This window comes from Halomonas sp. KM-1, from assembly GCF_000246875.1.
In the GTDB taxonomy this organism is placed as follows: domain Bacteria; phylum Pseudomonadota; class Gammaproteobacteria; order Pseudomonadales; family Halomonadaceae; genus Halomonas; species Halomonas aerodenitrificans.
Window position 1 is genome coordinate 1 of record NZ_BAEU01000068.1, and the last position, 11,435, is coordinate 11,435.

Here is an 11,435-nt window from a genome sequence, read left to right on the forward strand (position 1 = left end):
CCGGCCATGGCTTGATCGAAGAAGCTGGCGTCGAGCTCCGGACGGCCGCCATCGTCGGCGTAGGTGCGGTAGACCGGGAAATGCACGATCAGCGCCTCGAGCGCCCGACGCAGGGCGGCCAGGGTGACGTCGCGGCTCGCCAGGCGATGGCGAGCCATGGCGTGCAGGGCACGAACGCAGGCCTCGAATTCGCTGACGAGCAGGGTATGCAGCACCTCGCGGCGGGCCTGGCGCACCTCATCCAGAAAGTCGTCGCTGCGGCCGCTGATGCGACGCCACAGCTCACGTAGCGGCTGAGCCCCGGCGGGGTCGTGCTGCAGGGCCGAGATCTCGTTCATCAGCTCGTAGCCGGTGGTACCGTCGACCCCCCAGTCGCGATGCAAGGTCTCGTCGGCGGCGAGGATCTTCTCGACGAAGATCGCCACGTGGCGTACCGCGTCCGGCGGACGCCGTTTCTGGATCTCGCCCAGGCGAGCCCGCAGACGGCGGCAGTAGCCGCGCGGGTCGGCCAGGCCGTCGATGTGATCGATGCGCAGCCCGTCGACCCAGCCCTGTTCCACCAGGCGTAGCGGCAGGGCATGCACCGCTTCGAACACCTCGGGCTGCTCGATGCGCAGCCCGCCGAGTTCGGTGATGTCGAAGAAGCGGCGCCAGTTGATCTCGTCGGCGCCGGTTCGCCACCAGGCCAGACGGTAGTGCTGCTGCTCCAGCAGGTCGTGGAGGCGAATGGCGCCGCCGCGGGTGCTGCCGTCGAACAGCCTCAGGGCACGCTCCAGGGCGCCTGCGGCAGCCGGCTCCGCCAGTGCCTGACGCAGCTCGCGGCGACACTCGGCCACGGCGGTATAGGCATCGTCGCGCTGGCGCAGGGCATCGAAGCGTGGCGCCAGTTCCCAGAGGACATCGTGCTCGGCCAGACGCAGGATGTCGCCGTAACAGCGCGGATCGAGAGGAAAGCGATGCTCGTGATAGGCCACGTGGAAGGCGCAGGTTTCCGGATCGTGGCGCAGTTCGAGCTCGCCGCCGTGCAGGGCGTCGGCATAGGGCCCGCCGAGGAAGGGTAGCAGCACCTTGCCGCTCAGCAGCGGATCGGGAGAGTGCCAGTCGATGTCGAAGAAGCCGGCGAAGGGGCTCGCCTGGCCCCACGCCAGCACGTCCTGCCACCAGGGGTTCTGCGAACCGCCCACCGCCACGTGGTTGGGAACGATATCCAGGATCAGGCCCATGCCGTGGGCGCGCAGGCGCGTCACCAGCCGCTCCAGCGCCTCCTCGCCGCCGAGCTCGGGGTCGATGCGGGTAGGGTCGATGCCGTCATAGCCATGGGGTGAGCCGCTGCGGGACATTTGCAGCGGCGAGGCATAGACATGACTGATGCCGAGCCTGGCGTAGTAGCCGACCCATTCGGCGGCATCGTCCAAAGTGAAGCCGCGGTGGAACTGCAGGCGAACGGTGGCGCGGATGTCACTCATCGATAGCCTCCCCCGGGGATTTTGGGACAGAGGGCTCCTGGACAGAGGGCTCCTGGACAGGGGGTTCTTGGATAGGGGGTTCTTGGGTAGAGGACGCTTGCACGGCATGACGGCGGGCCATGGCCAGTTGCTCCAGCCGATCTCTCACCTCGGTAGAGGCGAACAGGCGTGCGGTGGCGTCGGGCAGGCGCCGCCGCCAGTTGGGGTGCTCGTCGAGGGTGCCCGGCAGGTTGGCTTGCTCCTCCAGCCCCAGGGCGTCTTCCACCGGCAGCAGCGTGAGCGGTGCCGGGGTCAGCCCCAACTGCTGTACAGCGGCATCCAGCACCTGCGAAACGGGCAGTTCGGTGGCTTCCAGCCCCATGGAAGAGGCCAGCGGATCGAGCAGGCCGAGAGCCCGAGCCAGGCGTGCCCGCTCGCTGCGGCGCTCGGCTTGCTCGCTGCGAGCATCCTGCTCTTCGCTCAGCAGGCCCAGGCGGTCGCGCCACTCGATGTCGCGCCCTGCCCACCAGCCTGCCAGGGTGGGCAGATCGTGGGTCGAGCTGGTGGCAATGGCGTCCCGGGACCACTGGGCCGGCGGCAGGAACCCGCCTTCGGCATCGCGCTCGAACCACAGCACGCGCATGCCGAGAATGCCGTGGCGTGCCAGTCGCTGACGAAAGCCGGGAGGAACGGTGCCCAGGTCCTCGCCGATGACGATGGCGCGGTGACGCCAGGACTCCAGTGCCACCAGGCGCAGCAGATCGTCGAACGGATAGCGCACGTAGCCGCCTTCGGTGGGGGCCTTGCCGTGGGGCACCAGCCACAGGCGCATGAGGCCCATCACGTGGTCGATGCGCAGCCCCCCGGTATGGGCGAAGCCGGCCCGCAGCATGTCGATGAAGCTGCGAAAACCCGAGCGCACCAGGCCCTGGGGCGAGAAGGGCGCTAGGCCCCAGTCCTGGCCGTGTACGTTGAAGGCATCCGGCGGGGCACCGATCGACAGGCCTTCGAGCATCTCCGCCTGGCGGCTCCAGGCCTGGCTGCCCGCCGCGTCGGCGCCTACCGCCAGATCGCCGATCAGCCCCACCGCCATACCGGCCTCCCGGGCCGAGGCCTGGGCGCGGGCGAGACCTTCGCTGACTAGCCATTGCAGGAAGGCGTGGAACTCGACGTCGCGGGAGTCCACCTCGGCGAAGCGCGCCACCTCCGGGCCGGTCGGCTCGTGCAGCTCCCGGGGCCACTGGCGCCAGTCGAGAATGCCGAGCCGGTGCTGCAGGGCCTCGAAGCGGCAGTGGTGTTCGAGCGCCGAGCCCCCGCGCTGACGAAAGGCCGCCAGGGCCTGGCGCAGCCTGACCGCCTGCGCATCCTCGCGCTGCATCAGGTCGTCGCACAGAGCACGCAGCCAGGACAGCTTGGCACTCGCCGTGGCAGGCCAGTCGAGCAGCGGCTCCGCTTCGAGCCGCGGCAGGGCATCGTTCACGCCACTGACCTCCATGGCGCGCTTCACTGGCTCCTCGCCCAGCAGGGCTTCCGGCGCCGCATGCAGCACGTTGTAGAGCAGCCGGCTGGAGGGGGCGTAGGGGCTGTAGCGCGTCACGTCGGCGCTGAACATGGCGTGGGTCGGGCTGATCGCCACGGCTCCAGCGCCGGCCTCAGCGGCATGCCGTACCAGCCGCTCCAGCGCCAGGGTGTCGCCGATGCCGCCGTCGCCGGGCCGACGCAGGGCATGGAGCTGCGCGGCCAGGCCCCACAGGCGCGGTGTCTCGCTGTTGCAGGCGTCGCCTAGCGTGAAGCAGCGCGGCGGGGCCACGGCCAGGGTCCTCACGCTGTCGCCGATCTGCAGCCGATGGTAGCCGGGTGTCTCGACGGGGGGCAGTTCGCCCGCCCGCGTGAGCCGGCCCTCGCGACGCTCGCCGTTTTCCAGAACGAGAACGTAGCCGGTGCCTTCAGGGAGGGCAGAAGGCAGCGCCGTACTCCTGCTCTGCTCGGCGGTGATCAGCGGTGGCCACTGTGCAGAGGAAGTGGGCGGACGCAAGCGTTGCAGGCTGGCGTCGATCTCGCTGGCGTTCCCGGCAGGGTAACCCAGGCGTGCCAGCAGCTCCCGCCGGGTGGCGTCGTCGAGCCGGCGGGTGTGCCCTTCGCTGTCCTGCCATTCGTCGATCAGGCCGGCGGCCTCGGCCAGCGCATCCAGGCGTGCGTCGCTCATGCGCAAAGCTCCTCGTCGCCGGGGCCGGGGCGCAGCCAGGCGGCGGCGCAGTTGGGCGGCAGGCTGCCGCTTTCGGTGGCCACCGCCACGCCGTCGCGGGTTTCATGCAGGCGGTGGCCGATGCCGAAGGCCTGGGTCGCCACCGCTCGCTCGCTGAGGTTCACGGCAATGACCAGCTGGCTGTCGTCGTTCATTTGCCAGCGGGCCACGACGGCCCTGTCGCCCAGCGCCTCGGCGCCCAGGGCGCGAGCGCCGTCGAGCCGCGGCACGATCTCATCATGGCGAATCGCCAGCAGTTGCCGAACGTAGGCCAGCCGGTCGGCATGGGGCGGCGTCTCCCGGCTGTCGAAGTCGGGGCGTGACGCCGCGAAGGTCGCCTCGGCGTTGGGGTCGGGGATGGCTTCCCGCCTGGCCGGGTCCTGGAAGGTGCTGAAGGCGGCGAACTCGGCGCGGCGACCCTCGCGCACGGCCTCGGCCAGTTCGGCGCGATGATCGGTGAAGAACAGAAACGGCCGCTCGCTGGCCCACTCCTCGCCCATGAACAGCAACGGCACCATGGGCGAGAGCAGCAGCAACAGCATGGCGGCCTCGAGGGCCTGAGGCTCGGCGAGCCGGGTCAGACGTTCGCCCAGGGCGCGGTTACCCACCTGGTCGTGATTCTGCAGAAAGGCGACGAAGACGCTCGGTGGCAGGTGGGCGCTGGGGGTGCCACGCGGTGTGCCGTCGCGGGTGGGCTCACCCTGATAGACGAAGCCCTCGCTCAGGCAACGCACCAGCTTCTGCGTCGGCTCGTCGGCGAATTCGCCGTAGTAACCCTCGCGCTCGCCGGTGAGCAGCACGTGCATGACGTTGTGCCAGTCATCGTTCCACTGGGCGGTGAAGCGGCCCGGCCCGAGCAGCTCGGCGTCGTTGTGCTCGTTCTCCAGCACCAGGTGCACGTGGCGGCTGGCGTCGAGGTGGCTGCGCAGCGTCTCGGCCATCTCGACCAGAAAGTCGCGTTCGCCGATGGCGTGCACTGCATCGAGGCGCAGGCCGTCGAGGCGGTACTCGTCGAGCCACATCAGCGCATTCTCGATGAAGAAGCGCCGCACCATGGGCTGTCGGAAGTCGATGGCCGGCCCCCAGGGGGTGTCACGGTCGTGGCGGAAGAAAGCCTCGGCGTAGCGTGGCAGGTAGTTGCCGTCGGGGCCGAAGTGGTTGTACACCACATCGAGGAAAACCATCAGGCCCAGGCTGTGAGCATCGTCGACGAAGGCCTTGAGCGCATCCGGGTCGCCGTAGGCCTCGTCCACGGCGTAGGGCAGCACGCCGTCGTAGCCCCAGTTGCGCGAGCCGGGAAAGGCCGCCACCGGCATCAGCTCGACCGCGGTGACGCCAAGCTCGGCCAGGTAGGGCAGCTGACGGCGTGCCGCCTCCAGTCCCCCCAGGGTACCCAGATGGAGTTCGTAGAGCACCGTCTCGTGCCAGGGCCGCCCGTTCCAGTCGGCATGCCGCCAGGCGTGCCGGAAGGGGTCGACGACCAGGCTCGGCCCGTCGATGCCGCCTGCCTGGGCGCGGGCGGCGGGGTCGGGCACCAGAATGCCCTCGGTGTCGTCGTCGAGATGCACGCGATAGCGATAGCGGGTGCCGTGGTCGCACTCGGCCTCGCCGACGAAGCGCCCTTCGCCGGCCTGGGTCATGTCGAGCGGTGCCTGTCCTTCCAACATGAGCACGACCCGGTGGGCGCTTGGCGCCCAGAGTGCGAAGCGGGTCCGGTGCGGGCCCAGCACCTGGGCACCGAAGGTGTATTCGAATCGAGTGGCTGCGTTCATCCGGCTTGTCGCACCTCCACGCCTGCTTCGTTGCAGATGCGCCGATAGAGCTGGGTGTAAGGCGCGATCGACTGACGCCAGTGGTAGCGCCCGGTCATGGCGGCCCGGCGCATGGCGTAGAACAGCTCGGTGGAGTGATAGACCGAGAAGGCCTGCTGGATCGCCCGCATGAAGTTGGCCAGATTGGCGCCTTCGAACAGGAACCCGGTCACGCCATCCTCGATGGTATCGGCCAGCCCCCCGGTACGATGAGCGATGGGCAGCGAGCCGAAGCGCTGGGCGTACATCTGACTGAGACCGCACGGCTCGAAGCGCGACGGCATCAGCAGGAAGTCGCTGCCGGCGTAGATGCAGCGGGCCTCGTACTCATCGAAGCCGATGTAGGTGGCCACGGCCCCCGGGTAGCGCTCCGCCAGCCGATCCAGTTGCTGCTCCACGCGACGCTCGCCGCTGCCGATGAAGACCAGTTGGCCGCCGGCCTGGACGATGCTGGGGGCGGCGTCGATGACGAGGTCGACACCCTTCTGGTGCACCATGCGCGAGACCATGGCGAACAGCGGTCCGGCGCTGGGGGCCAGGCCGAAGCGGTGGCGCACGTAGTCGGCATTGGCACGCTTGCCGCGCCAGTCGTTGGCCGAGAAGGCCTGAACCAGGTGAGCATCGGTGCGTGGATCCCAGGAGTCGTCGATACCGTTGGGAATACCGCTGAGCCGTCCTTGCTGCGCCTTGCAGCACAGCAACCCCTCCAGGCCGCAGCCGAACTCCGGCGTGGTGATTTCCTGCGCATAGGTGGCGCTTACCGTGGTCACGTGGGAAGCGTAGACGATGCCCGCCTTCATGAAGGAGAGCCTGCCGTAATACTCGATTCCTTCGATATGGAAGGCGCTTTCGGGGATGCCCAGTGCCGTACAGCGCGACCTGTCGAAGAGCCCTTGGTAGGCCAGGTTATGGATGGTGAAGACGCTGGGGACCTGGCGTCCCATCCACTCCAGGTAGGCGGGGGCGAGGCCGCATGTCCAGTCGTTGAGATGTAGCAACTGTGGCTGCCAGTCGAGTCCGGCCTGACCGGCAGCGATCTGGGCGGCGGCCAGCGACAGCCTGGCGAAGCGAATGTCGTTGTCTTCCCAGCCACCGCTGCCGTAACCCCCCGGGCCGGTGCCATAGGGGCCGCCTTCGCGCTCATAGAGTTCGGGGCAGAGCAGCACGTAGATCACCATGCCATCGGCGCAGGTCATCTCGCCAAGCTCGCAGGCCGGCAGCGCGGCGTGGGCGGGCAATCGGCCGACGCGGCGGACGTTCAGCGCTGAGTTGAGCACCTCCCGGTAGGCCGGTATGAGGATGCGAATGTCGTGGTGAGCTGCCAGAGCCCGGGGTAGCGCCGAAGAGACGTCGCCCAGCCCGCCGACCTTGACGAAATCGGCAATTTCGGGAGTGACGAAGAGAATACGTTGAGACGGATGCCGGCCCTCGCCCCCTGCACGAGGCAGGGTGACGTCTCGTCCGGCCTTGCTGGTTTCATCGAGGCCGAGATCGTCCAAGCTTGCAGCAATCGCTCGGCTTCTATGCCCTGGTTTCGTATCGGTATCGATACCTTTCAGTGCCACATTGCCCATATGACAACCTCCCTGTAGTGGCAAGACGACTTCCCATGCAGCCGGCGCGCTAGCTCCGTTGGGCCATTTCCTTATTGACCTCTTCGGAGCATGACAAGTGTCAAAGCATAGGTATAGACGATGAAACTACCTTGGTGAAGCCGAAGGTGCACATAACCTGCGTAAAGTTTTCTTAGATAGCGAAAGCCCCGTCATGGTGCGGTTCGTTGCACTTTTTTGGAGATAGGATGTTGGCGGTACGGGATGAAAAACTTCCTCACCCGCCGATACAGAGAAAGCGATTCATCTGTGCCATATTGATGCTTAGCAATGACGTGTTTTTTGGCTTTTCAAGTAAATTAATGTGCTTGAGATTAGTTTGTTGTTTTGCCAATTGATGCAGATTGTACGCCTGTCCCGATCTTGCCAAGGGATGACGGTCGGCACATGAGCGTGCCGCTCAATGAATCGCTAGACGCGTTGATTTTCCAAGGAGGTAGGTCATGAAACGCAGCGAGTTACACGACGCCATCGTGGTCATCACCGGTGCCTCGAGCGGCATCGGTCGTGCCACGGCTCATGCTTTCGCCCGAAGCGGAGCCACCGTAGTGCTGGCATCCCGGCGAGAACCTGCGCTGCAGGATACGCTGCAGGAGTGCGAGCGTCTTGGCGGACGCGGCATCGTCGTACCCACTGATGTGTGCGAGGCCGATCAGGTCGAGCGGCTGTGCGAGAAGGCGGTGGAGCGCTACGGGCGCGTCGACGTCTGGATCAACAATGCCGCGGTGACGCTGTTCGGGCGCCTGGAGGAAACGCCGCGCGATGCTTATGAAAAGGTGATCCAGACCAACCTGATGGGCTGCGTCAACGGAGCGCGGGAGGCGATTCGTCAATTCCGCGAGCAGGGCCACGGGCGGCTGATCAACGTCTCTTCGATGGTGGCCCATGCCGGCCAACCCTTCACCAGTGCCTACGTGACCTCGAAATGGGGCATTCGCGGTCTGTCGGAGTGCCTGCGCATGGAGCTTGCCGATGCGCCGGACATTCACGTCTCCACAATTCTGCCTGCTTCCATCGATACGCCGCTGTTTCAGCGTGCGGCCAACTACGTGGGGCAGCCGGTCAAGGCCATGACGCCTGTCTACCCCCCGGAGAAGGTGGCCGCGGCCATCGTGCACGTGGCCAGGCACCCGATGCGCGAGCACTTCGTCGGCAACTCGGGGCGCATGATGGCGGCGCTTCGCACCGTGGCGCCGCCGCTCGGCGAAAAGATGATGGAGCGCAAGGTGAACAGCGATCACTTCGCCCAGGATCTGCCCATCGAGCCCGGTTCGGGCAACCTGTTCCACTCCCACGGAGACGGGGCCGTCCGCGGCGGCTGGATCGAGCGCGAACATGGCGGCGCCGGCAGCGGCATGGGGCTGGCGCTAGGGCTGGCGGCGGTAGCGCTGCCGTTGGCGCTGTACGCCTATCATCGCCAGGCCTGACACCGCTTCACACCGCCAAGCCTGCCTGCCGGGAGCGACAGGAGGTCGCTCCCTTGGGATTTTTACCCTATCGCTGAAGACAGGAGTTTCTCATGCGACCCAGTTCCCCTTCCTACATCGCCGATTTCGATTCCGCCACCGGCATGCTGCGTGCCGCTTCCAATTACCTGCACGGTCAGGATTACCCTGGTCTGGGCAAGGGCCATCTCATGGGCCACCTGGTGCAGGCAGCGAACAAGCTGCCCCAGGCGGCTCGCGAAGAGGTCTACGCGGTGGGCGGCGTGACAGAGGGGCACGCCCCGGACAAGCTCGATCAGATTGATGCCGAAAAGGTGGCGGAGTGGATCACGGCCCGCTATCCCCAGCGGCGCTATCAGGCGGTGATGGTCGGCTCGGCCAGCGGTGCGCTGACCCATCTCTCGGCCGCCTTCGACATCCCCTGGCTACCGCAGACCTTCTTCATCCCGGTGCGTCACCTCACGGGGGACAATGACGACCCGAAGGGGGCCATGGAGTTCGGTCGTCGCTACGCCCCCAAGCTGCTCGAGGCCAATCCGGACTTGCAGCTACACCACATGCACGATGCCAATCAGGACCGTCTGATGGTGGAGTACATGGACTACTTCCGGGTCAAGCGACTGACCCTGGGCCGGGCATACGAGCGCTTTCTCGAGGCGAATCTCGAGCCGGGCGGCACCATCATCGTGACCGAATGCCGCAGCAGTTGGCCGACGACCCGTATCGGCGAGCGCCACTTCTTCCAGCACGGGGCGCTGGGGGGCGCCACCGAAGAGGAGTTCCTGCACGGCAGTGAGCGGGTCGAGGAGTACCTGGAGCGCTACGATTCGCCGGTGCGGCGCTGGGACTCGCCGGAGCCGGATGGCAGGAGCCCCGAGGCGGAGTGGGGCTTCGAGGCGGCGCTGCGGGACGACATCCTGCGCTTCGCCGTGCAGCACGGCTACCAGGTCAAGCGATTGATCTACGACGAGCCTGACTCCCTCAGCCCGATGGTGGCCGACTTCTACCGCGACTGGTATCACCAGCGCGGCATGAAGTCCAACCGTGTGCTGGTCGAGTCCTTCATCATGCTCGAGCCCTACTGGGCGCTACGCACGGGCTCGGTGCCGTTCTGGATGAAGTTCAACATGAACCCGTCGGTGGATACCATCGAGTCCTACCTCGACTCTCGCGAGCCCTTCGACGAGATCAACCTGATGCTGTTCAACAACGGCGTCGAGGGGGTGGGGTTCCCGCAGATCGACCGTTGGCGCCAGGTGCTGGACCGGGCCCGCAAGCAGGGGCAGTTCATCGGGGTCAGCGAGGAGCTGCACCCTCGGGATTTCGGCTCGCTGGGGCGCTACTACATCGAGACCAAGCAGAAGATCCCGGCGCGCTATCCGCTGCCGGGGCCGCTGCCGCTGGCGCGACTGACCGACTACATGGAACGCCACGGTGAGCGCTACGACGTCGAACTGCTGGCGGCGTGAGGCTCGTCAGCCGGCCTGCTTCGCCCGCTCAGGGGCGGGGCAGGCCGACCCCACTCATTGTCCTAGTTCGATCACCCTGCCGCCGGCGTCCTCGGCATCTTCGCGGTCGTGGGTTACCAGCAGGCTGGGCAGGCCCGCCTCGCGCAGCCGGTCGAAGACCAGCCGGCGCATGTCGTGGCGCAGCTGCCGGTCGAGCTTCGAGAAGGGCTCGTCGAGCAGTACGGCACGCGGTTCGGAAAGCAGCAGGCGCATCAGCGCCACTCGGGCCTTCTGGCCGCCGGAGAGGGTGGCCGGGTCGCGTGGCCCGAAGCCGGCCAGGCCGACCTGCGCCAGCGCCGTTTCGACCCTTGCCGCCTTGTCGGGCATGGCGGGGGGCATGCCGAAGCGCAGGTTGCCGGCCACCGAGAGATGCGGGAACAGCAGCGGATCCTGGAACAGCAGGCCGATGCCGCGGCGCTCTGCCGGCAGGCTGGCGATGTCGTGCCCGTCGAGCAATACCCGACCGCTGGCCTGGAAGGCCGGTGCCAGGAAGCCGGCCAAGTAGCCCAGCAGGGTCGACTTGCCCGATCCCGACGGTCCCATCACGGTGAAGACCTCGCCGGGACCGATCTCGGCATCGAGTTCGAGCAGTGTGCTGCCTGCCAGGACGATGCGGACCTCGTCCAGCACCAGGCGGTGACCTGTGCTCATGGTGAACCCCTCATGTCGCGTCGATTGCGCCACAGCAGCCGTGGCAGGCCCACGGCGATGACGAAGCCTACCAGCGGCAGGCTGGCCTGAACCATCGCCCACACGCCGATCACCCGACGATTGCCACCGGCGGCCAGCGACACCGCCTCGGTGGTCACGGTGGGCACGCGACCGGCCCCCAGCAGCAGGGTGGGCAGGTACTGGCCGATGCTGACGGCCAGGCCCACGGCGGCGGCGGTGAGCATCGGCGCCAGCAGCATCGGCAGCCGCACCCGCCAGAAGGCGGCGTTGCGTGAGGTACCGAGACTCAGCGCCAGCTGCGACCAGCGCGGGTCGAAGCGGCGGTAGCTCTCCGCGAGGGAGAGGAACACATAGGGCAGCACGAACAGCAGGTGGCCGAAGATCACCAGCGCATGGGTGGGGCGCGTGCCCAGCGACTCCATCACCACCACCAGCCCGAACAGGAAGGCGATCTGCGGCACGATCAGCGGCAGGTAGAGCAGCGTCAGCGCCGAGAGCAGTCGTCCCTGTGCCGGCTGCCGGCCCGTGCGCTGCTCGTTCTCCAGCGCCGCCAGGGTCAGCGCCAGGGCGATCAGCGTGGCGCCGATGGCGATCAGCGCCGTGGTGGCGACCGGCCCCGAAAGGGCGGGTAGGGCGCGCAGCCAGTGCGCCGCGGTTAGGCCCTGCGGCAGGGCATCGGGAAAGCGCCAGAAGCCG

Annotated in this window: 8 protein-coding genes; 2 read left to right on the forward strand and 6 right to left on the reverse strand. The window is 67.3% G+C overall.

What is annotated here, in order from left to right; translation table 11 throughout:
* From treY to glgA, 4 genes are all read right to left on the reverse strand, one after another.
* On the reverse strand, positions 1-1,466 hold a 1,466-nt coding region (gene treY, locus B8115_RS07165; RefSeq protein WP_010627094.1), incomplete at its 3' end, for a malto-oligosyltrehalose synthase.
* Complete coding sequence (gene malQ, locus B8115_RS07170) at positions 1,459-3,651, reverse strand: 4-alpha-glucanotransferase (protein ID WP_010627095.1); 2,193 nt, start codon at positions 3,649-3,651, stop codon at positions 1,459-1,461. The genes treY and malQ, both read right to left, overlap by 8 nt.
* Positions 3,648-5,462, reverse strand: coding sequence for a malto-oligosyltrehalose trehalohydrolase (gene treZ / locus B8115_RS07175; protein ID WP_010627096.1), 1,815 nt, complete (start codon positions 5,460-5,462; stop codon positions 3,648-3,650). The genes malQ and treZ overlap by 4 nt, the downstream gene beginning before the upstream one ends.
* Complete coding sequence (gene glgA, locus B8115_RS07180) at positions 5,459-7,075, reverse strand: glycogen synthase GlgA (RefSeq protein ID WP_010627097.1); 1,617 nt, start codon at positions 7,073-7,075, stop codon at positions 5,459-5,461. Before glgA ends, treZ begins: the two co-directional genes overlap by 4 nt.
* 482 nt (positions 7,076-7,557) lie before the next feature.
* Between glgA and B8115_RS07185 the strand changes: the two genes are divergently transcribed.
* Together B8115_RS07185 and B8115_RS07190 are read left to right on the forward strand one after the other, a co-directional pair.
* On the forward strand, positions 7,558-8,541 hold the full coding sequence (locus tag B8115_RS07185; RefSeq protein ID WP_010627098.1) for an SDR family oxidoreductase: 984 nt from the start codon (positions 7,558-7,560) through the stop codon (positions 8,539-8,541).
* A 92-nt stretch (positions 8,542-8,633) separates the two neighbouring features.
* A complete protein-coding gene (locus tag B8115_RS07190) occupies positions 8,634-10,028 on the forward strand; it encodes a hypothetical protein (protein ID WP_010627099.1) in 1,395 nt (464 codons plus the stop codon).
* Positions 10,029-10,082: 54 nt separating this feature from the next.
* Here B8115_RS07190 and B8115_RS07195 read toward each other — a convergent pair whose 3' ends face one another.
* Complete coding sequence (locus B8115_RS07195; RefSeq protein ID WP_010627100.1) at positions 10,083-10,718, reverse strand: ATP-binding cassette domain-containing protein; 636 nt, start codon at positions 10,716-10,718, stop codon at positions 10,083-10,085.
* A partial coding sequence (locus tag B8115_RS07200; protein ID WP_010627101.1) for an ABC transporter permease subunit occupies positions 10,715-11,435 on the reverse strand: 721 nt, incomplete at its 5' end. The genes B8115_RS07200 and B8115_RS07195, both read right to left, overlap by 4 nt.

Coding starts and splice junctions, on each gene's coding strand:
- treZ (WP_010627096.1), bottom strand. CDS start 5,462: ATGAACGCAGCCACTCGATTCGAATACACCTTCGGTGCCCAGGTGCTG.
- B8115_RS07190 (WP_010627099.1), top strand. CDS start 8,634: ATGCGACCCAGTTCCCCTTCCTACATCGCCGATTTCGATTCCGCCACC.
- malQ (WP_010627095.1), bottom strand. CDS start 3,651: ATGAGCGACGCACGCCTGGATGCGCTGGCCGAGGCCGCCGGCCTGATC.
- B8115_RS07185 (WP_010627098.1), top strand. CDS start 7,558: ATGAAACGCAGCGAGTTACACGACGCCATCGTGGTCATCACCGGTGCC.
- glgA (WP_010627097.1), bottom strand. CDS start 7,075: ATGGGCAATGTGGCACTGAAAGGTATCGATACCGATACGAAACCAGGG.
- B8115_RS07195 (WP_010627100.1), bottom strand. CDS start 10,718: ATGAGCACAGGTCACCGCCTGGTGCTGGACGAGGTCCGCATCGTCCTG.